Origin of the sequence: Glutamicibacter sp. NPDC087344, assembly GCF_044744225.1 — a bacterium.
Taxonomy (GTDB): Bacteria; Actinomycetota; Actinomycetes; order Actinomycetales; family Micrococcaceae; genus Glutamicibacter.
This window is the reverse complement of the sequence record NZ_JBIUXY010000004.1, coordinates 424,468-445,590: the sequence shown is the minus strand read 5'-3', so window position 1 is coordinate 445,590 and position 21,123 is coordinate 424,468. Positions and strand designations below refer to the sequence as shown.

The 21,123-nt window shown below is 60.4% G+C and carries 19 protein-coding genes; 8 read left to right on the top strand and 11 right to left on the bottom strand.

Annotated elements, in window-relative coordinates:
• The first annotated feature begins 211 nt into the window (after positions 1 to 211).
• Positions 212 to 1,876 (top strand): bifunctional 3'-5' exonuclease/DNA polymerase, encoded by a 1,665-nt coding sequence (locus ACIOWL_RS09665; protein WP_400384100.1) that lies wholly within the window; start codon positions 212 to 214, stop codon positions 1,874 to 1,876.
• Between the two features lie 27 nt (positions 1,877 to 1,903).
• Here ACIOWL_RS09665 and ACIOWL_RS09660 read toward each other — a convergent pair whose 3' ends face one another.
• Both ACIOWL_RS09660 and nth read right to left on the bottom strand, forming a co-directional pair.
• Positions 1,904 to 2,581, bottom strand: coding sequence for an NUDIX hydrolase (locus tag ACIOWL_RS09660; protein ID WP_400384097.1), 678 nt, complete (start codon positions 2,579 to 2,581; stop codon positions 1,904 to 1,906).
• Positions 2,578 to 3,372, bottom strand: coding sequence for an endonuclease III (gene nth / locus ACIOWL_RS09655; RefSeq protein ID WP_400384094.1), 795 nt, complete (start codon positions 3,370 to 3,372; stop codon positions 2,578 to 2,580). Before nth ends, ACIOWL_RS09660 begins: the two co-directional genes overlap by 4 nt.
• 224 nt (positions 3,373 to 3,596) lie before the next feature.
• Here nth and acs point away from each other — a divergent pair, with 224 nt between their 5' ends.
• Positions 3,597 to 5,573 (top strand): acetate--CoA ligase, encoded by a 1,977-nt coding sequence (gene acs / locus ACIOWL_RS09650; RefSeq protein WP_400384091.1) that lies wholly within the window; start codon positions 3,597 to 3,599, stop codon positions 5,571 to 5,573.
• Positions 5,574 to 5,653: 80 nt separating this feature from the next.
• Here the strand turns inward: acs and ACIOWL_RS09645 are convergent, their stop codons facing one another.
• Entirely contained in the window at positions 5,654 to 6,280 is a 627-nt protein-coding gene (locus tag ACIOWL_RS09645; protein WP_400384088.1) for a hypothetical protein, read from the bottom strand.
• Between the two features lie 152 nt (positions 6,281 to 6,432).
• On the opposite strand from ACIOWL_RS09645, the gene aroQ reads away from it, so the two are divergent.
• Complete coding sequence (gene aroQ, locus ACIOWL_RS09640; protein ID WP_400384086.1) at positions 6,433 to 6,885, top strand: type II 3-dehydroquinate dehydratase; 453 nt, start codon at positions 6,433 to 6,435, stop codon at positions 6,883 to 6,885.
• 36 nt (positions 6,886 to 6,921) lie between these two features.
• On the opposite strand, the gene ACIOWL_RS09635 is transcribed toward aroQ, so the two are convergent.
• Positions 6,922 to 8,112, bottom strand: coding sequence for a MarP family serine protease (locus ACIOWL_RS09635; RefSeq protein ID WP_400384084.1), 1,191 nt, complete (start codon positions 8,110 to 8,112; stop codon positions 6,922 to 6,924).
• Positions 8,113 to 8,316: 204 nt separating this feature from the next.
• Here ACIOWL_RS09635 and ACIOWL_RS09630 point away from each other — a divergent pair, with 204 nt between their 5' ends.
• Positions 8,317 to 8,994: a Crp/Fnr family transcriptional regulator gene (locus ACIOWL_RS09630; protein WP_400384081.1), complete on the top strand. Its 678-nt coding sequence runs from the start codon at positions 8,317 to 8,319 to the stop codon at positions 8,992 to 8,994.
• 88 nt (positions 8,995 to 9,082) lie between these two features.
• Here ACIOWL_RS09630 and ACIOWL_RS09625 read toward each other — a convergent pair whose 3' ends face one another.
• The 3 genes from ACIOWL_RS09625 to ACIOWL_RS09615 are packed head-to-tail and all read right to left on the bottom strand — an operon-like array spanning position 9,083 to position 10,723.
• Entirely contained in the window at positions 9,083 to 10,066 is a 984-nt protein-coding gene (locus ACIOWL_RS09625) for an NUDIX hydrolase (protein ID WP_400384078.1), read from the bottom strand.
• Complete coding sequence (locus ACIOWL_RS09620) at positions 10,059 to 10,535, bottom strand: RidA family protein (RefSeq protein WP_400384075.1); 477 nt, start codon at positions 10,533 to 10,535, stop codon at positions 10,059 to 10,061. Before ACIOWL_RS09620 ends, ACIOWL_RS09625 begins: the two co-directional genes overlap by 8 nt.
• A gap of 32 nt (positions 10,536 to 10,567) precedes the next feature.
• Positions 10,568 to 10,723 carry a hypothetical protein gene (locus ACIOWL_RS09615; RefSeq protein WP_113607488.1) on the bottom strand — a complete coding sequence of 52 codons (156 nt, stop codon included), beginning with the start codon at positions 10,721 to 10,723 and terminating at the stop codon, positions 10,568 to 10,570.
• 37 nt (positions 10,724 to 10,760) lie between these two features.
• On the opposite strand from ACIOWL_RS09615, the gene ACIOWL_RS09610 reads away from it, so the two are divergent.
• The 4 genes from ACIOWL_RS09610 to ACIOWL_RS09595 all read left to right on the top strand — a co-directional run bounded on the left by ACIOWL_RS09610 (position 10,761) and on the right by ACIOWL_RS09595 (position 17,930).
• Positions 10,761 to 13,061, top strand: a complete 2,301-nt coding sequence (locus tag ACIOWL_RS09610) for a transglycosylase domain-containing protein (protein WP_400384072.1) — start codon at positions 10,761 to 10,763, stop codon at positions 13,059 to 13,061.
• Between the two features lie 114 nt (positions 13,062 to 13,175).
• On the top strand, positions 13,176 to 14,129 hold the full coding sequence (locus ACIOWL_RS09605) for a metallophosphoesterase (RefSeq protein ID WP_400384069.1): 954 nt from the start codon (positions 13,176 to 13,178) through the stop codon (positions 14,127 to 14,129).
• Between the two features lie 160 nt (positions 14,130 to 14,289).
• Complete coding sequence (locus tag ACIOWL_RS09600) at positions 14,290 to 16,125, top strand: ABC transporter ATP-binding protein (RefSeq protein ID WP_400384066.1); 1,836 nt, start codon at positions 14,290 to 14,292, stop codon at positions 16,123 to 16,125.
• The gene (locus ACIOWL_RS09595; RefSeq protein WP_400384064.1) at positions 16,122 to 17,930 is read left to right on the top strand and encodes an ABC transporter ATP-binding protein; all 1,809 of its coding nucleotides are present in this window, start codon (positions 16,122 to 16,124) and stop codon (positions 17,928 to 17,930) included. Before ACIOWL_RS09600 ends, ACIOWL_RS09595 begins: the two co-directional genes overlap by 4 nt.
• Before the next feature lie 30 nt (positions 17,931 to 17,960).
• Here the strand turns inward: ACIOWL_RS09595 and ACIOWL_RS09590 are convergent, their stop codons facing one another.
• From ACIOWL_RS09590 to ACIOWL_RS09575, 4 genes are all read right to left on the bottom strand, one after another.
• Positions 17,961 to 18,323, bottom strand: a complete 363-nt coding sequence (locus tag ACIOWL_RS09590) for an iron chaperone (protein WP_400384061.1) — start codon at positions 18,321 to 18,323, stop codon at positions 17,961 to 17,963.
• A gap of 97 nt (positions 18,324 to 18,420) precedes the next feature.
• Positions 18,421 to 19,326, bottom strand: a complete 906-nt coding sequence (locus ACIOWL_RS09585; RefSeq protein ID WP_400384058.1) for a phosphoribosylaminoimidazolesuccinocarboxamide synthase — start codon at positions 19,324 to 19,326, stop codon at positions 18,421 to 18,423.
• Between the two features lie 14 nt (positions 19,327 to 19,340).
• Positions 19,341 to 20,627, bottom strand: a complete 1,287-nt coding sequence (purD, locus tag ACIOWL_RS09580; protein ID WP_400384055.1) for a phosphoribosylamine--glycine ligase — start codon at positions 20,625 to 20,627, stop codon at positions 19,341 to 19,343.
• Between the two features lie 132 nt (positions 20,628 to 20,759).
• Positions 20,760 to 21,123: LPXTG cell wall anchor domain-containing protein (locus tag ACIOWL_RS09575; protein WP_400384052.1), on the bottom strand; the 364-nt coding region annotated here is incomplete at its 5' end.

Below are 21,123 nucleotides of genomic sequence, written 5' to 3'. Positions count from 1 at the left end.
GCGCCGAATGCCCAGGGACGCTTCCGTTGCCGGGCACGCTGGGCCCCGGCTCCAGGGACCGGGGAACAAATCGGGTATCTGAGCCGCGTCCAACATCAGGTGTGTGAAAAGGTAGCCAGTTCATGGATCGAGCTTGCTCCCTGCGCCACGGTTCAAACGCACCACGGCGGCGAACTGGGGATATCTGGGAATCCCACGGCACAATGGATGTATGCCCCGTGGACAATCAGGTGTGTATGCCTTTCTCGCCGCAGATCCTGACGGATTCGCCCTCCTGCAACTGCGTGATGCCTCCCATGGCGAACCATTAACCGCACCACGCACCGTCTCACGCGAAGAACTGTGCCAAACGGTGGCAGAAGTCGAAACCACCCATTGCCCACGCTGGGTGATGCTGCGCACCACCCCATGGCTGGAGATCCTCACCGCGGGCGACGTATATCTGGCGAAGGCACACGTGGTATCGCTCGCGCAGCGATTACTTCACCGGAGCCCCCTCGCAGCGGTGAACATCGCAGATATCGACTTGGAGAACCCTCCGACCCCCGAGGACACCGGAAATCAGGGGGCGCTCTTCTCCACCCCGGTCTCCGGGGAATCCCTGCATGAACTGGTCAACATGTTCGCCGCCCAGCTGCAGGCCCTTCCGGCAGACCCCGGCGCCCGCCGCAGGATTCAGTTGCTTATTAACGCCGAGTCCGTGGGTGCCTTGATCGCAGCCGAGATGGAGACGGCAGGCCTGTCGTGGGACGAACACGGACACCGTCAGCTTCTGCGCCAGATGCTCGGTGAGCGTGTTGCCGAATCCGTGCGTCCGCCAAAACTCGCCGCCCTGGCCCAGCAGCTAGGCCAAGCCCTGCAAACCCCGGGATTGAACCCCGACTCCCCGCAGGAACTGTTGCGTGCCCTGCACCGGGCGGGCTTCGCTGTGCAGTCGGTCAGGGCCTGGGAATTGGAACAGATCAAACATCCGCTCATCACCCTGGTGCTTGAATACAAAAAACTCTCACGGCTTGCCAGCACCCACGGGGACACCTGGTTGGATACCTGGGTAACGGAGGGGCGGTTCCACCCGCACTATGTTTTGGGCACGGTTGCTTCCGGGCGTTGGGCGGCCTCCGGCGGTGGCGCGTTGCAACTTCCCCATTCAATCCGGCAGGTCGTGCGCACCCCGGCGGGCAGGAGCTTCGTGGTGGCCGACGGACGCCAGCTCGAACCACGGATCCTCGCCGCAATGTCCGGGGATCGTGGCCTGCAACAAGCAGGACTCCAAGATGACCTGTACCAATGGCTCATCGAGGCAGGACTGGTCAAAGATCGTGAGGAAGCCAAACTCGGCATGCTTTCGGTCATCTACGGCGGGTCCTCCGGCGGTGCACAAGCAGTAGGCGCGGCGCTGAAAAAGAACTTCCCCGCAGCCATGAGCTTTGTTGATTCGGCCGCCCGCGCCGGCGAACAAGGTGATGGGGTGAGCAGTTTCCTGGGCCGCGGCTGCCCGCCGGCCAACGAGCAGTGGAGGCAGGCTCAGCGCAACACCCGAGATGAGTCTTCGCAACGCGCGGCGGATTCCGCCGCTCGCTCCCGCGGCCGGTTCACCCGGAACTTCGTGGTGCAGTCAACCGCCGCAGAGTGGGCACTGATCTGGATGGGGCATGCCCGGCACCTGATCCATCAGGCAGGCTGGAGCCAAGACTGCCGCCAGGTATTTTTTGTCCATGATGAGATCGTTTTTGAGTGCCCGCAGCACATGGCGCCGCAACTTGCCGAAATCATTCGTCAGGCCGCGGCGCTCGCCGGACGCACCCTGTTCGGGGAGCAATCGGTGAACTTCCCGGTCAGCATCGCGATCACCGACAGTTATGCCGAGGCCAAGTAGCAGCCAGCCGGCTGGGCCCACGCTGGCCTAGAGCATCCGGATTTCGCGTTTGGGTGACCAGGTTTTGGTCCAGCCCAACTCGTTGAAGAGTTTGTCGGCAACCATCGCGGTGAAACCCCAGATGACCCTTCCTTCATATTCGAAGGCCGGGCCGCTGAACTTGCGTCCGCCGCGCTGCACAACACCCAACACGCGGTTGCGGGGGTCTAGGAGTGAGGCCACCGGTGCCCGGAACACTCCGGCGCTTTCCCCCGGGTCAACCGGGAAGACCTCAGACTCGGTGTGCCACCATCCGAGAACCGGGGTGACAATGAAGTTCGAGACCGGCAGTTCGGTGGCGGCCAGCTGGCCTAGCACGTCGATCCCGGAGGTCTGCACCCCGGTTTCTTCCCATGCTTCACGCAATGCCGCATCGGTTTCCGAGGCATCTTGCGGATCAATGCCGCCGCCGGGGAAAGCGATCTGCCCGGCGTGGGCGCGCAGCGTTTCGGCACGTTCAACAAACAACAGGTCCAGGTCTGCCGGATCGGCATCCTGGCTCAGTCCCTGACCGTCGGCCGAGCCGAACAGCATCAAAATTGCCGCCCGACGCACGCTGTTCGCATCAAGCTGCTTGAACGCCCAGGAGTCTGGGAGTTTTTCGGTCGCTCCGCGGGTGTGCGAATGCGCGGCAACTACCTGTCGCAGGTCTTTTAGTGCGCTCATGCGTCCAATCCGTATCCTTCAGCCCGCAGCTCACGGCGGGTTGCCCCGGCGAGCATTTTGCCCAGCAGCTCTTCACGCCCCGGAGCCAGTTCGTACTTAAGCAACGCTTTGGCCTTGGCTGGTATTTCCTCACCGATTCCGTACGACGGGCAGAGGCTAGCCACTGCACAGGCCCCGCAGGCTGGCTTGCGGGAATGACAGACCCGCCTGCCGTGAAAGACAACCCGGTGGCTGAGCATGGTCCAGTCACGTTTTTCAAATAGCTCGCCAACCGCGAATTCGACCTTGACCGGGTCGGTTTCATTGGTCCAGCCGAACCGGTTTGCCAGCCGGCCAAAGTGGGTGTCCACGGTGATTCCCGGGACTCCAAAGGCGTTGCCCAGCACCACGTTGGCTGTTTTCCGGCCAACACCTGGAAGCTTGACCAGTTCACCCAATGTGGGCGGAACCTGTCCGTCGAAACGTTCAACCAGCGCCGCGGAGAGCCCCAGCAGCGAATCCGTTTTGGCGCGAAAGAACCCGGTGGAGCGAATCAGTTCTTCGAGTTCGCTTCGATCGGCCTGGCTCATGGCCACCGCGTCGGGGAATCTGGCGAAGAGTGCCGGGGTGATGGCGTTGACCCGAACGTCGGTCGTCTGCGCCGAAAGCACCGTTGCGACCAGGAGTTCAAAGGGATTTTCGAAATCCAATTCAGGCACCGCATAGGGGTAGGCCCCGGCCAGCAGTCGGTTGATCTTCCGGGCCCTGCGTTTCAGACCCAGTTCGGTTTCGAGTTTTACATTTACAGCCACCTCTTGATCCTGCCATGGACCGGTCGGCTTTTCACCCTTCAGGCTCATCCTCCAGCGCGCGAACTTCGCACCGCGATGGTGCAGTTCGGCGCACCCAATGACCGTTTGGCGCAGAATCGCCCCACCCCCACGCCATTGCGTGACACAAAGCACATGGTTGAGCCTCAAAGCGTGTAACTTTGATCACAGAGTTAAACCTGTCTAACTGGAAGGACCAAATCCCCGTGAGTGAATCCAAGACTTTGGACAACCTGTCGAACGAAACCCGTTCCTTCGCACCGAGCCAAGAATTCAGCGACAACGCCGTCGCAACCCAGGCCAGCTACGATGCCGCGGCAGCCGACCGGTTGGGCTACTGGGCCGACCAAGCACGCCAGGTCCTATCCTGGGATACCGACTTCACCGAAACCCTGGACTGGTCCCAGGCACCGGTGGCCAAGTGGTTCGTCGGCGGCAAGGTCAACGCGGCCTACAACGCCCTGGACCGCCACGTGGAAAACGGCCTGAGTGATCGGGTCGCCATTCATTTCGAGGGCGAACCGGGAGACACCCGCAGCTACACCTACGCGCAGCTGACCGAAGAGGTCAAAAAGGCCGCCAACGCCTTTGAATCCCTCGGTATCGCCAAGGGCGACCGGGTCGCGGTCTACCTGCCGATGATCCCCGAGGCCGTGATCACCATGCTCGCCTGCGCCCGCATCGGCGCGATCCACTCAGTGGTGTTCGGCGGTTTCTCCGCCGACGCCCTGCGCAGCCGCATCGACGATGCCGATGCGAAGCTCGTGGTCACCGCCGACGGCACCTGGCGCCGCGGCAAGCCAAGCCCGCTGAAACCAGCCGTTGACGCCGCCCTGGCCACCGAAGGCCATACCGTGCAGAACGTGCTGGTCGTCAAGCGCAACGGCGAACCAACCGAATTCGGTTCACTGGATTCGTGGTGGCACGACGTGGTGGACGCCGCCAGCAATGAGCACACCGCCGTAGGCCACGACTCCGAGCACCCGCTCTTTGTGCTCTACACCTCGGGAACCACCGGCAAACCCAAGGGCATCGTCCACACCACCGGCGGGTTCCTCACCCAGAGCGCGGTCACCCACCGCGACACCTTCGACCTGCACCCCGAAACCGACGTCTACTGGTGCACCGCGGACATCGGCTGGGTCACCGGCCACTCCTACGTCACCTACGCGCCGCTGATCAACGGCGCCACCCAGGTGATGTATGAGGGCACCCCGGACACCCCGCACCAGGGCCGCTGGTGGGAAATCGTGGCGAAGTACGGTGTCACCATCCTGTATACCGCGCCGACCGCCATCCGCACCTTCATGAAGTGGGGACGCGACATCCCGGACGGTTACGACCTCTCCAGCTTGCGGGTGCTCGGCTCCGTGGGTGAACCGATCAACCCCGAAGCGTGGATGTGGTACCGCGAGGTCATCGGCTCCAACAACGGCGCCAACGGCGAAAAGAAGGAACACCCGACCCCCATCGTGGACACCTGGTGGCAGACGGAAACCGGCGCGCACATGATTGCCCCGCTTCCGGGAGTCACCCACACCAAACCGGGTTCGGCCCAGGTTGCGGTGCCGGGTATCAGCGTCGACGTGGTGGACGAGGCCGGGAACTCGGTCGGCAACGGCGAGGGCGGTTTTTTGGTCATCCGCGAACCGTGGCCGTCGATGCTCCGTGGCATCTGGGGCGACATGGAACGCTACAAGGACACCTACTGGTCCCGTTTCGAGAACATGTACTTCGCCGGAGACGGAGCCAAAAAGGACGACGACGGGGACATCTGGCTGCTGGGCCGGGTGGACGATGTCATGAACGTGTCCGGACACCGCCTGTCCACCACCGAAATCGAGTCCTCCCTGGTGGCCCACCCCTACGTCGCCGAGGCGGCGGTCGTGGGCGCCAAGGATGACACCACCGGCGAGGCCGTGGTGGCCTTTGTGATCCTGCGGGCCGAACCGGCCGAGGGTGAAGATGTCGTGGCGACGCTGCGCAACCATGTGGGCAAGGACATCGGTCCGATCGCCAAGCCGAAACACGTGCTGGTGGTTCCGGAACTGCCGAAAACCCGTTCGGGCAAGATCATGCGCCGACTGCTCAAGGATGTTGCAGAGGGCCGCGAGGTGGGCGATGCCACCACCTTGGCGGATAACACCGTAATGAGCCAGATTGCGCAGTCGCTGAAGAAGTAGCCAAGAACGTCCTGCCCGACCGCCGAACAGCATGGCCGCCACCTGTCACAGGGTGGCGGCCATGCTGTTGGGCGGCGGCCTCAAGCCCGATCGTCAACCGCCACGTTCCAGCGGACGTCGTCGCCTCGAATGCTCAGCTCAATCGATGTCAAGTCCGTAAACTGGCCCTTGGTTGCATCCAGGATTTCGTCGCCAAGTAGGTGAATCGTATGCGGTTCCCCTTGCAACAGGTGGGGGTCTGCGGCGGCGGTTTCTTCCAATGTCACCTTCAGTTCTCCGGCGCTGGTGGATTCGAATCCGTCAATGAAGTAGTACGGCCACGTCAACGCATCGGGGCACCTCGCACCGGCCGAATTCAACCAGGATGCGCCCACCCGGTTGGCCCACTGCTGCTGCACACCGCCGCCCTCAGGCGGATTCCACGCGACGCAGTTTTTATCCCAGGTTGCCGCTGAGCGCCCGAGCTCCAGTGCCCGCTGCCGCGCATCCTCAATCTCGGCCGCTGTGCTCGCCTTGGCCGTGGGCAGCTCTTTGGGAACGATCGGTCCCTGGACGATGGGTGTCCCGGCATTGGCCTCGGCGGTGAGTTCCGGATCGTTTCTCAAAAAGTTCGGATCAAAATGGCTCACAAGAAGAACCGCGACAACACCTGCAAGAAAGGTTCCGACCGATACATTGCCAATGACCCGTTTGGTACTACTCTTCATGCAAGCCCCATTGATCTCATGTTTTTCAATCAATATACCCAGCAAAACCAGGTTTGGCAGTTTTCGCGTTGAAGCATGACACCCCTGGTGCACACTGAGATTAGTACGTCATGGATCACGGTCGGAGCACCTGGCTGTATTAGATTGACTGCATGACTGAAAACGCCTCGCGCACCATCTTGCTGCTTAACGGACCGAACCTGAACTTGCTGGGAACCCGCGAACCGGAAATCTACGGCCGCGAAACACTTGCGGATGTTGAGGCCCTGGCACGAACGACGGCCGAATCCCACGGGTTCGAACTCGTCGCGTTGCAGTCGAATCACGAGGGTGTTTTGCTCGACGCAATCCACGAAGCCCGCACATACGCCGCGGGAATCATCATCAATCCCGGGGCATTCACCCACACCTCGATTGCGCTGGCCGATGCCATCAGCGGTGTTGAGCTTCCCGTTATCGAGGTTCACATTTCAAATGTGCACAAACGCGAAGCGTTCCGCCATCATTCATACGTCTCGCCGGTGGCCAGTTCCATCATCATCGGCGCCGGGGTTAACGGGTATCGGTTGGCCGCAGAACAACTGGTTCACCTGCTGGGCAAGTAATTCACAAGAGGTTGGAGCCGGTTCCGGTCAAGAGCGTTAGTCGCTGAGGCAGGAACCGGTTTTGATCGAGGTCGTCCGATCCCCGCCGGCCGCTAACGCCTGACGCATTTCTGCCAGGCTCAGTGCGAAACCGACTTCGTCATCGCTGCGGGACTTCGCGAAAATCAGTCCTACGGCATCCCCTGATTCATCAAGCAGCGGGCCACCCGAATTGCCCTGTGCGACCTGTGCGGTCAGCTGGTACACCGAAAGCTGCGAGGGGTCTTCCCCGTAGATATTGGCGATCGATACCGTGGCCTTGGAGGCTACCACCGCACCGCGCACCTGTTGCGGCCCGCCGGCCGGATATCCGACAAAGGTTGAGGAGTCTCCGCGCGCGAGGTCCTCGGTGGCCAAATCGATTGGTTCGGCTTCCAGGCCTTCAACATAGAGCAAGGCAATATCAGCGGCCGGATCAAAGTACACCACCTTGCCGCGGCCGAGCTGGCCACCGGGAGTTTCCACGGTCGTTGCGCTGAGTCCGGCCACCACGTGGGCGTTGGTCATCACCACTTCGTGATCGATGACAAAGCCGGAACCGGTCAGGTTGACGCCGCATTCAAGGGCAGTTCCGGAGATCTTTGCCACAGACTTGGCGGCCGCGAGCTGCACGTCATTGGCTTCCCAGTCGGTTTCCGGAACCGGGGCCACCGGAGGCGCAAAGGGTTCCAGGAAGGCCGGAATGGTTTCGGCCATGACCGCCGAACGGGCGCTTGAAATCGCTGAGGTGACGAAATCCGGGGTCAACCCACGGATGGTGTCGATCATTTTTGACTTCGCGATTTCAGCAGACATCCTGGGGATACCCATGCTGGAGGCGGAGAACGCCAGCGCGCCGATGATGGTGGCGGTAATCAGGATCGATAAAGCCCCGCCCGCTAGGCGATCCGCGGCACGCAGGAAATCAACGTTCATCCAGCGTCGGATCTTCGTGGCGATAAAACGCCCCAAGGCCTGGCCCATGATGATCAGCACCGCGGCCGTTGCGACCATCAGCCCAACACGCCACCATGGGTTGGTGGCCAGGGTGGAGACCAGAGGAATGGCGAAGAAGGCTGCGACGCCTCCCACAATCAGCCCGAGCATGTCTCCTACCGTGAGCAGGAAGCCTCGGCGGAGCCCGATAATAAAAAAGCTCAGCAGAACGACGCAGATGACCACGTCCAGCCAGCCAAAAACTCCGAGCACCAGGACTCCACTTCATTCATCTCAACGGTATTAATCCAAGGTACCCTTAGAAGCTGATGGATTTCTGCGAGCATATTCGCGAGTTTTGTTCGAATCTGCGTGATTTTCAACATTTTCTTGGTTAAACCACGTGTGGAAACTGTCACATTGTTACCGAATACGGCACAATGAAGTGAGCGCCTACTACTGTTGACAGGAGATTTAATGGATATCGAGGTACTGCGCCGTGCGCCGCTTTTCGCGTCGCTTGGTGATGAAGTATTCGCCACGCTAACCGAAGAACTGACCGAGGTCGATCTGTCCCGTGGTGCATCGGTGTTCCGTGAAGGCGATCAAGGCGACCGTCTGTACTTCATCGTCTCGGGCAAGATCAAGCTCGGCCGCACTTCATCGGATGGACGTGAAAACCTGATTGCCGTTCTCGGCCCGGGTGAACTGTTCGGCGAGATGGCTCTTTTCGATCCACACCCACGCAACGCAACGGCCACCGCCGTGTCGGAAACCCGACTTGCCGGTTTGAGCCACGAGAACATGCGCAAGGCGATCCTGCACTCTCCTGAGGTTTCGATCCAGTTGCTGCAGGCTCTCGCTGCCCGTCTGCGTCGCACTAACGAGTCCCTAGCTGATCTGGTCTTCTCTGACGTTCCAGGTCGTGTCGCCAAGGCACTGTTGGATCTGGCTGACCGTTTCGGTCGCCCGGCTACCGACGGCATCTTGGTCGCTCACGAACTGACCCAGGAAGAACTGGCCCAGCTGGTCGGCGCCTCGCGTGAAACCGTGAACAAGGCCTTGGCCGAGTTCGTACAGCGCGGATGGCTGCGCCTGGAAGCACGCGCCGTCGTGATTCTAGACATCCAGCGTCTGCGCCAGCGCTCGCGCTAAGCCGTACTAGCGGATCACGGCAAGGGCCGAATACCCCATGGGGTATTCGGCCCTTGCTGCATCCCTGTGCACATCTCGCTTCGCTGGCCTAATGCCCGGCCGTAGCCTGCCACGAGCTGGCTGAGTCGGATTTCTGCGTGCCGATGACCTCTAGGTAGTACGTTCCGTCTCGCACCAGCAGATCCGGGTGTTGCAGGTCGAAGCTCCGAACGCGGGACAGATAGGCAACAACCCCGTTGGCGTCGGTCATTCGTTCAAGCATGATTTCCACCGCCGGATAGGTGATCTGGGACAGTGTCAGGTTCACGGTGTTCGGCTGGCCCACCAGGTCCCCCAGCGCGGTGCTATTTCGTTTGCCGATGACCTGGCTGGCCACGCACCAGCGCCCCCATTTGCCCTTACCGCGCAACACGCTTGGCTCCTGACGCAGGGGAACCGTGACAGCGAAATACCAGGTGTCGAACCTGCGGAAAGCAAAGTTGGGGCTGAGCCAGTGAGCGATCGGGCGCAACAGGTCGGTACGCAAACCAAGGCCGCGGCGGCGCAGGAACTCGTCAAAGGCCAAGTCCTGACCGGCAATCGCTTCGCGAGCGGTCATCCATTCTTCGGGGTCGGTCATTTCGACCACCGACTGCTCGTCGGCACCGGCCAGCAGGATGCCGGTTTCTTCAAAAAGTTCTCGAATCGCGCAGACAATATACGCCTGCACTAATTGCTGGTCCAAGACTTCCATACGTTTGGACCATTGCGACAAGCTCGGGCCGAACCATTGGTAGTTGGCCCGGTCGCTGGCTTCGTGGCTTCCGCCGGGGAAGGCCACGTTGCCCAGGGGCGAGCCCCCTGGCCGATACGTCAGGTAGGTCTCAACTCCCTGGGAGCTATCACGCACCAGCGCCACGGAGGACGCCTTGCGCGCCGCACGCGGGGTGCGCGAGCCGAAAGCGAACCAGTTCTCTGCCGCTGAGACTTCGTGCGGCGGCACGTCAAAGAGCCGGCGCACCACGCCGTGGCGCGGCCCCGACGGGAAAGCCCGCCTGGACCGCGCCACCGCGTCGCGTCGTGGACTACTCAAATTCGGCGACGACCTCAACCTCGACAGGTGCATCCAGTGGCAGCACTGCCACGCCGACTGCTGAGCGGGCATGCAGGCCAGCATCGCCCAGTACCTCGCCGAAGAACTCCGACGCCCCGTTGATCACGCCAGGCTGACCGGTGAAGTCCGGAGCCGAGGCCACAAAACCGACAACCTTGACGATGCGCTTAATGCGATCCAGATCACCAATTTCGGCTTTGATGGCCGCCAACGCATTCAGTGCGGCGGTCTGAGCCTGGGCCTTTGCGGTTTCGGCTGATACCTCTGCGCCGACCTTTCCCAGAGCTGAGAGTTCACCATTAATCAGCGGCAACTGACCTGAGGTGTAGACATAGTTGCCGGTAGTGACAGCAGGCAGGTAGGCGGCTACCGGCTTGGCTACGGCGGGAAGGGTCAGTCCAAGCTCGGCAAGACGAGCTTCGACACGCGAAGAAGTGGCTTCTTGCATGGGGTTTTACTCCTTTAATCGGTGTTGTGAAATTACTGCTTTGGACGCTTGAGGTAGGCGACCGGAGAGGTGCCGTTCGGGCCCGGAACCACGGTTACAAGCTCCCAGCCGTCGTCTCCCCACTGGTCGAGAATCTGCTTTGTAGCGTGGATGAGCAGAGGTAATGTGGCGTATTCCCATTTAGTCATACTCGATACGTTAGCGTGTCCTTGTAAACTAGTTGGTATGGCAGCTAAGAAGTCACCCTTTTTTGATACAGCTACCACTCTGGGCAAAATCGTCGCATTCTTCGGAATCAGTGCTCTGTGTGGTGTGCTTGCCGCCGGCATGATTGTGCCAGTGGCAGCTATCGCAAAAACCGGTTTGACCACCGGTAACAATATTGTGAGCGCGCTTCCCAGCTCGTTCGAGGCGCTCCCCATATCGGAGCCTTCAACGATCGTGGATGCCGACGGTAAAACGATTGCAAATTTCTACGAGCAGAACCGCCAGCCGGTGAAGCTAGATGACATTTCGCCGTTCATGCGTAAGGCAATCGTCTCCGTTGAGGATCAGCGCTTCTACGAGCACAAGGGCATCGACCCCCAGGGCATCGCCCGCGCCGTGGTTAGCAACCTCACCGGTACGTTGCGCTCGGGTGCTTCGACCCTGACTCAGCAGTACGTGAACAACCTGCTGGTGAACAACCAGGAGCTCACCGGCTCCGATGAAAGCACCGTCAGCGGCCAGAAGGACTACGCGGATAAGATTCGCGAGCTCAAATACGCTGTGTCCATCGAAAAGGAAATGTCCAAGGACGAAATCCTCGAGGGCTATCTGAACCTGGTGCTGTTCTCCGGTCGCGAGTATGGGGTGCAGGCTGCCGCGCAGTACTTCTACTCGGTTGATGCCAAGGACCTGAACCTCCAGCAGTCAGCCATGCTGGCCGGTATGGTGCAGCTTCCAAACGTCTACAATCCAATCAACAACCCCGAGCGCTCGTTGGATCGACGCAACAAGGTGTTGGGCAACATGTTGCGTGCCGGGGCCATCACCCAAGCCGAATACGACAAGGCAATCAAAACCGATCTGGAGCTGGATCCCAGCAAGTCCCCTTCGGGCTGTATCGCGGCCGGTGACAACGCATACTTCTGCGACTACGTCACCAACCTGATCCTCACCGATGACGCTTACGGCGAGACGAAGCAGGACCGCGAGAATCTGCTGTACCGCGGCGGTTTGACCATCAAAACCACCCTGAATGGCAAGCTGAACAAAAAGGCCGCCAAGGATGCTCGCAAGGCCATCGATCCCAAGGCCAAGTCGAATACCGACGTTTACTCATCCGTTGTTTCTGTTGAGCCTGGAACGGGCAACATTCTGACCATGGCCCAGAACACCACGTACGACCCGGCCGGCGGTCTGGGCAACACGGTAATCAACTTCGCCGTCGAAAAGTCCTACAACGGCGCTGGTGGCTTCCAGGGCGGTTCAACCATGAAGCCTTACACCACGCTCGCGTGGCTCAAAGAGGGCCACAACATGTGGGACACCATTGATGCTTCGCGCCAGCAGTATCCTTCTTCCTTCAAGTGGAAAGCTTCCTGCCTCGATTCCGGATACGCGCAGGCTTTTGGCGGCTGGAAAGTCGGCAACGCATCGCGCGGCTTCAACCGATCAATGAAGGTCGACTACGGCTTGTACTGGTCGATCAACTCGGCAACGGTTGCAGAAGCCGCAAAGGTTGACCTATGCAACATCACCGACTACATCAACGCATTGGGACTCAAGATGCAGGACAAGGGCGAAAACGGTACGCCTACTGAGTTCACCCCGAGCAACCCATCGTTCATCATCGGTTCCGAGAAAATCACCCCGTTGAGCCAAGCAGCCGCGTTTGCCGCCTTCGCCAACAAGGGTGAGTTCTGCGAGCCTCGTGCGCTGACTTCCGTGACCGACCGCGATGGCAACAGTTACAAGGTGAAGAAGAGCACCTGCAGCCAGGCCGTTGAAGAACAAAACGTCAGCGACTTGAACGGAACGCTGACCCGAATCGCCAAGACCCGTGTCGCCAAGGGAACCATCGATGTTCCAATTGCCGGCAAAACCGGTACGAACAACGGTGCAACCTCCACCTGGTTCGTGGGTTACACCACCGGTATCTCCACCGCCACCTGGGTGGGCCGCTTGAAGGGACAGGGCGAAGACAAGAAGGAAAACCTGATGCACGGCGCCCTCATCAACGATGAGCGTGCTCCATCCATGGTTGACTCCTCGACCTACGCCGCACCGCTGTGGTTGGACTTCATGGAGGAAGCCGTTTACGACTACCCCCACGAGTCCCTTGGCTCGGCACGCAAGGCTCCGGTTGTGAAAAAGAAGGAAACTTCTGACAGCTCCTCGTCAAGCTCCAAGTCTGATTCGAAGGAAGACTCCAAGTCAGAGTCCTCCGACGATTCCAAGTCAGACTCGAAAGAAGAATCGAGCTCAAACGAAGAGTCAAAGCCGGAATCAGATTCCAAGAAGGAATCAGATTCTGACGACTAGCATTTAGCTACGAAGGCCGCGTTCAACTTTGGTTGAACGCGGCCCTTCAGTTTAGATTGGCTTAGTGAAGGCTTTGTGCGAAAGCCATTTTGAAAGGACGATGACGGACTAGTCATGGCGGAACAGAAAAACTTTGTATCGGCACTGGGACACGCTGCCGGAACCGCAGCTCTGCTCACCGCCGGAGCGCTGGCCGCTGGCGGGGCGCTTGTTGGCTACGGGATGTACGAGACACAGAAGTTCGGGGTCCGCCGCGAAACCTTGAAGGTCCTGCCGCGCGGCGCCGCGGATATCCGCATCCTGCACCTGTCCGACATTCATATGATTCCCGGCCAACATGTGAAAACTCGTTGGATCCGCAATCTGGCCAATCTGAACCCCGACTACGTCATCAACACCGGCGACAACCTCAGCCACCTCAACGGCGTCCCGGCGCTGTTGCATGCACTCGAACCGCTCATGCACATTCCCGGCGCGTTTGTCCCCGGCTCAAACTGCTATTTCGCCCCACGACCCAAAAACCCGCTGCGCTACCTCATCCGCCACACCGGAGCCCCGAACCCCTCCGAGCGCGACGCCTTGCCCTTCGAAAAAATGCACCGAGCCTTCGGCTCCGCCGGATGGATCAACATGTCCAACCAGGCGTACTCAACGGTCCTGAAGGGGATCCGGCTGGACCTGACCGGTGTGGATGATCCGCATATTGAGCGCGACCACTTCGCGGGGTGGACCAAGGGATCTTCCACCAGCGATGAAGCACCGCATGTGCGCATCGCGCTAACCCATGCACCCTACCAACGGGTCTTGGATCAGTTCACCGCGGCCAACGCCGACGTGATTTTTGCCGGCCATACCCATGGCGGCCAGGTCTGCATTCCCGGTTACGGTGCCCTCGTCTCCAACTGCGACCTTCCCACCTGGCGTGCTCGCGGCCTGACTTACTGGGAGCATGAAGGCAAGAGCGTTCCACTGAACGTTTCGGCCGGTCTGGGGCATTCGCGCTTCGCCCCGATCCGCATCGCCTGCCCACCGGAGGCCGTTCTCGTGACGTTGACCGCTCGCGACTGACAACCAGAAATCTTGTGGCTTCGGGCCTGACGCACGGTATGGCGACAGGTCCGAAGCCATTTTTTCATCCCTTATGAAACATTTGCTTCCCAATTCTCAGAATGATTGAATTCTCCCAACTAGTGACTGTAGGCTGGAGATCTGTCGAAAATTTGGGTGAATGCGGGGAATCGTGGCGCAGGGCAAGACTGGTGGAACCGCAGAATCGGTTCCACTTTCACAAACACTAAAAAGGCTCGCACCCTTCGTCAAACCGGTACTCCCCCGGCTCATTGGTGGATTCCTTTGCGCCCTTGGCGCAGGAATCGTCGCTTTGGTCATACCGCAGGTTTTAGCCAAACTGGTCAATGACGTCCTCGCGGTCAACGGTGCCTCCGCACAGGTCTGGTTCGCCGTCGCCATCATCACCCTCCTTGGATTTGTTGAAGCGCTGCTCATCTTCCTGCGCCGCCAGTTTGTCCTCAACCCCGCCGCTGGTGTTGAGATGAATATGCGGGTTGGTTTTTACCAGCACCTGCAGCGCCTGCCGGTAGCCTTCCACGAACGCTGGGGTTCGGGTCAGCTGCTGTCACGCTCCATGTCCGATTTGTCGTTGCTGCGCCGCTGGATCGCCTTTGGGGCCATGATGCTGATCGTAGACACCGTCACGGTGATCACCGGCCTTGTGCTGATGTTCACCCACTCTTGGATCCTGGGACTCTTGTTCCTGCTCGGCTCAATCCCCATCGCCATCAAGGCCTTCCATTTCCGCAATGATTTCCGTGCCGCCAGTCGCCTGAGCCAAGACCAGGCCGGCGACCTCGCGACCGCAGTTGAAGAATCGGTACATGGAATCCGTGTTATCAAGGCATTCGGCCGTGGCCGAGACATCTATGAAGGCTTCAACGAGCAGGCTAAGTCGCTTCAGGAAACCGAGCTTTCGAAAGCCAAAACGCTGGCAAGCTTTTTGTTGACCGTGGTTGCCATCCCCGAAACCATCCTCGGGATCGGCTTGATCATTGGCATCGCACAGGTAGCCACCGGGACGCTGAGTGTCGGTTCGCTTGTTGCGTTTTTTGCAATCGCCGCCGTCATCGCCATTCCAGTTGAAGCCATGGGCATGCTGTTGGGAATGACACTGAGCACCAAAACCGCCTTGGAACGCCACTTCGAAGTCATGGACTCAGTGAACGACATCACCTCCCCGGAGCATCCATCCCGGCCGACTCAATACACCGGCCAGGTGCAACTGGAACATGTGCGTTTCGCCTATCCCGACGCCGCGGGACATGCCCGCCCCATCTTGGCAGAGATCAATCTGGACATCCGTCCAGGCGAAACCATGGCGCTGGTGGGCCTGACCGGTTCGGGCAAAACAACGCTGCTGAACCTGATTCCGCGCCTGCATGACACCACCGCAGGATCGGTCCGGGTGCACGGGGTAGACGTTCGCGAGTGGGATCTGGATGAGCTGCGCACCGAAATTGCGGTGGCATTCGAAGACACCACCTTGTTCTCCACCACCATCCGTGAGAACGTCCTCATGGGTGCACCGGCGCACCTGAATGACACCCAGCGTGAAGCGCTGCTGCATGAAGCCTTGGATGTTGCCCAGGCGCAATTCTCCTATCAACTCGTCGACGGGGTGGACACCCTGATCGGGGAGGAAGGATTGTCCCTTTCCGGCGGGCAGCGCCAGCGCATCGCCCTGGCACGCGCCATTGCCGCACGCCCCCGGATCCTGGTGCTCGACGACCCGCTCTCGGCTCTGGATGTGCGCACCGAAGAAGCGGTGACCGAACGGCTTCGCAGCGTCCTGTCCGGAACCACCACCTTGGTTGTGGCGCACCGGCCTTCGACCGTGACGCTGGCCGACCGGGTGGCTCTACTGCGCGACGGGCGCATCGATGCGGTGGGCAGCCATACGAACCTGCTGAGCACCAACGAACACTACCGTTATGTCATTGCCAGCCTGGATGACAACGAACCAGAGATCAGAGCGGAGGTGGCCCGATGAGCCGGCCACTGGGTGTCGCCAATGAAGACGCCGTCAAACTCACCGGCGCCGAACGCAAACAGGTGCGCCGGCGTTCCTTCCGCCTGCTGGCAACTTTGGCCTTGCCGCAGAAAAAGCTGTTTATCATCACCATCGTTTTGGTGTTGTTCACCAATGCCGCCAGGGTGCTGCTACCCATCCTGATCGCCCTTGCCATCGACTGGACCCTGCCTCAGGTGCGGGAGGGCAATTGGGCGTCGCTGGGTTTGACCGGCGGCGCCTACATCCTGTGCGCCATCCTGGCCGGAGTACTGCTGTCCTGGTACATCAAGTGCGCCGCCCGCATCTCCCAGGCGATGCTGCTGGATCTGCGTCAGAAGGTATTCCGCCATACCCAGCGCCTGAGCCTCGAATTCCATGAGAATTACACCTCCGGACGCATCATTTCCCGGCAGACCTCTGACTTGGAAACCCTGCGGGAGCTCTTGGACCAGGGTGTCTCCGAACTGGCATCGTCCTGCGTATTCATCGTTTTCACCCTGATCTCCATCTTTGCCCTCGATTGGCGCTCAGGAGTGGTGGTGTGTGTCGCTGTGATCCCGGTAGCAGTGCTGTTCCACTGGTACCAGAGCCGGTCCGAGGTGCTTTACCGCGAGTCCCGCGTTGTCTCAGCCAAGGTGATCTCCACCTTTGTGGAAACCATGACCGGAATCCGCGCGGTGAAAGCCTTCCGACGCGAACGCGCCAACGATGAGAACTACGCTCAGATCGCCGGGCAGTACCGGGATAACAACGTCCGCTCATTCAACCTCTTCGGTGTCCTGCAGCCCGGTTTGGTCCTCATCGGCAACCTGACGGTTGCAGCGCTTCTGGCCTACGGAGGATTCCGCATCATCGACGGCACCCTCGCGGTGGGTGTGATGGTCGCGATCCTGCTGGCGGCCAAACGGGTCTTCCAGCCAATGGATGAGATCGCGATGTTCTATTCATCCCTGCAGTCAGCCACGGCTGCTTTGGAAAAGGTCTCCGGGCTGTTGGAAGAAGAACCGACAGTGCGTGAGCCTCGCTCCCCCGAACACATCACCGAGGTCCGCGGCGAGCTTGTTTTCCAAGACGCGGTGTTCGGCTACGGGGACGGCCCGGTCATCATGGACCGCTTCGACCTGAAAATCCTTGCGGGTCAGACAGTAGCAGTAGTTGGCCAGACCGGTGCCGGAAAGTCCACGTTAGCCAAGCTGATAGCCCGCTTCTATGATCTGCGTTCGGGAAGCCTCGAACTGGATTCGGTGCCGATCAACAAATTGTCCAATGCAGAGCTGCGCCGTCACGTAGTCATGGTCACCCAGGAAGCATTCCTCTTTTCCGGCACCGTCGCGGAGAATATCGCGCTGGGTCGTCCAGGCGCGTCCTTGGATGAAATCCATGATGCGGCGCGGGCTGTGGGCGCTCACGAATTCATCCTGGATCTGCCCGAGGGATACGACACCGACGTGAACAAACGCGGAGGCCGTGTTTCGGCCGGGCAACGCCAGCTGATCTCCTTTGCCCGTGCATTCCTAGCCGATCCAGCGGTACTGATTCTGGATGAGGCCACCAGCTCGTTGGACATCCCTTCCGAACGCGCGGTGCAGCATGGGTTGCAAACCCTGCTGGGCAATCGTACGGCACTGATCATTGCGCACCGGTTGTCAACGGTGCAGATTGCCGACCGGGTCCTGGTGGTCCATGACGGCCGGATTGTGGAGGACGGAAGCCCAGTTGAATTGATCGCCGCCAACGGCCGTTTTGCGGCGCTGCACAAGGCTTGGATGGACTCGCTGGTATAGCGATCAGGGCTCGGGCCCTGGTTTGGCAGCCTAGTGCCGGCCTGCGTCGATTTCCCTCATATGCGCCAGGACCAGGTCTTTGATCAGCTCGGCGGGCAACGGGTGCGCCGGGGTGAACTGGATTGCATGCACCGTGGTTTTGTAGTCGGTGAGCCGCTCGGCGAGCTCTTCAATGGCCCAAGACGAGGGGTAAAAACTCAGGTGCTTTTTCGACGCGGTGAAGTACACCAGGGCTCGGCCCTTGTATTTCAGTGTGGGCATTGAATAGCTGAGCGTTTCTTCAAGACCTGGAACCAGGTCCATGACCAGTTCACGGATACGTTCAAGCTCAGCACGGAAGCCTGGCTCCACCGCGCTGAAGTACTCTTGGACAGTTTGTATTTTCTCGGCCATGACTTGAGTCTAGCCTTGCGGGAAAACAACGGCAGAAGCAACTCCACCCCGTACCATCAGTTAATGATGGGACGGGGTGGTGTTTTCCTGACAAGAACTAGGCGGTGAAGCTCAGCCCTGTCAGTCGTTCGTAGGCCTCGATATACCGTGCACGGGTTTTTTCGACAATGTCGGCCGGCAGGGCAGGTGGCTGCTCGCCGGAATTCTTGTCCCACCCCGAAGCTTCACTGGTCAGCCAGTCGCGGACAAACTGCTTGTCGAAGCTCGCTTGGGCCTGGCCCGGGGTGTATGAATCGGCATCCCAGAAACGCGAGGAATCCGGAGTGAGCACCTCATCTCCCAGTGTGATCTCACCGGTGGCGGGATCCGCACCGAACTCGACCTTGGTATCTGCAAGAATGATCCCGCGCTCACGAGCGATCTTCTCGGCCTGCTCGTAGAGGGCCACGGTCTTCTCACGCAAAGCCTCAGACACCGCGGCACCCACACGCTCCACGGTCTGGGCGAACGAGATGTTTTCATCGTGTTCTCCGACCTCGGCCTTGGCCGAGGGGGTGAACAACGCCGGTTCCAGTCGCGAGCCGTCAACCAGTCCCGCCGGCAATGGCAGTTCGCACACAGTGGAGGACACCTTGTATTCGGCCAAACCGGATCCGGTGAGGTACCCGCGGGCGATGCACTCGATCGGGTACATGTCCAGCTTCTTGCAGACCATGGCGCGGCCGGCGACGTCGGCGGGAACCTCGGTGGAGATCACGTGGTTGGCGAAATCGCCAAGCTGCTCAAACCACCACAGGCTCAGCTGGGTCAGTACCTTGCCCTTGTCCGGAATTTCACTGGTGAGCACAAAGTCATAGGCACTGATACGGTCCGAGGCCACCACCAGTACCTTGTCGGTGTCCTGGAAACTGACACCAGCCGGAACGTAGAGGTCTCGTACCTTGCCCGAGTAGAAGTGGTCCCAACCTTCGAGGTTGAGCACTTCGGTTTGGAATCCTGCCATGATTCGTTAGTCCTCTACTTGCTTTCGTTTGCCACGACGATTTCGCCGCGTTCTGCCTTCAGTGCGATATCGCTGCGCGACTGGGCACCGGGCCAACTGATTTCTGACACACCCGCATAGGCCGCCGCACGGGCAGCTGACAGGTCATCCCCCAGTCCTACCACCGCGAGCACCCGGCCGCCGGCGACGATGATGTTTCCCGCCTCGTCGCTGGAGGTGCCGGCGTGCATAACGTGCACGTTCTCAAGTGAATTGGCCTGATCCAGACCGTGAATCACGGCGCCCTTCACCGGGGTATCCGGGTAGTTTTCCGCGGCCAGCACCACATCCACGGCGGTCTGCTTCGACCACACCAGCTGCTCGCTGTCATCCAGCTTGCCCTGGGCCGCGGCCAGCAGGATGCCGCCCAGCGGGGTCTTCAGGCGTGCAAGCACTGCCTGGGTTTCCGGATCACCGAAGCGGGCGTTGAATTCGATCACACGAATTCCCCGTTTGGTCACTGCCAAACCGCAGTACAGCACACCGGTGAACGGGGTGCCTCGCTTTTCCATTTCCCGCAGGGTCGGATAGGCAACCCGCTCCATGACCTCGTCCACAAAACCCTGTGGCAGCCATTCCAGCGGCGAGTACGCGCCCATGCCACCGGTGTTCGGGCCTTCGTCGTTGTCGAAGATTCGTTTGAAGTCCTGGGCCGGCGACAGCGGTACCGCGTGCACACCGTCGCAGATGACAAAGAGCGAGACCTCGGGGCCGTCCAAAAATTCTTCGATCACCACGGTGCCACCGGCTTCAAAGCAAGCTTCGGCATGGGCCAGCGCCTCGGCACGGTCGGTGGTGACCACCACTCCCTTGCCGGCGGCCAGTCCGTCGTCCTTCACCACATATGGTGCGCCGAAGTCGTCCAGTGCGTTGGATGCTTCTTCGGTATTGGTTGCAACGTGCGCCATCGCGGTGGGAACCTGGGCCGAAGCCATCACGTCCTTGGCGAAGGCCTTCGAAGCTTCCAGTTGGGCTGCGGCACGGGTCGGGCCGAATACCGGGATTCCGGCCTCGATCAAGGCGTCGGCTACACCGGCGGCCAGTGGCGCTTCGGGCCCAACAACCACGAGGTCGCTGGCTAGTTCCTTGGCGAGCGCCAGAACTGCCGCAGGGTCCTGGGCATCGATCGCGTGGGTGGTGACGTCCTGTGCAATGCCGGCGTTGCCGGGTGCACAATGAACCTCGTTGACGTAGGGGTCTGCACTCAGTGCTCGGACAATTGCGTGTTCGCGGCCGCCTGGGCCAATAACCAGTACCTTCACCTGCCAAAGTTTACCGGACAACGCCACTCTCCCGGGCTTGTGTGACCGGTGCACGCAAAGCAGAACCCGGTAGGGCTGGCAAGTGATGTTGCCGTCCTACCGGGCCGCATGATTCGTGGTGGAAGATTGTTCCTAATGCCGGTTGCGGCGACGCTGTGCTGCAAACAGCGCGGTGCCGATTGCCAGCAGCGCGGCGGCTGCCCCGAGCATGAGCAGGGCACCGTCGGATCCGGTATCAGCCAGATCGTCATTGTCCTGCGAGTCCGATGCCGCCGGTGCGGTTGAGCTGCTGGACGCCGGCGTCGACTGGCTTGCCGAGGCCGAAGACTCCGTAGCCTGAGCAGTCGAACTTGCGGTCGGTGAGCTGCTCTGGCTGAGCGACGGACTCGGGGTGGCGGTCTGCGACGCGGTGGCCGAAGCGGTGGCCGAAGCGGTTTCCGAAGGCGACGGCGTGGTGCTCGGCGTCGGCGAAAGGCTAGGGCTTGGCGTCGGTGTT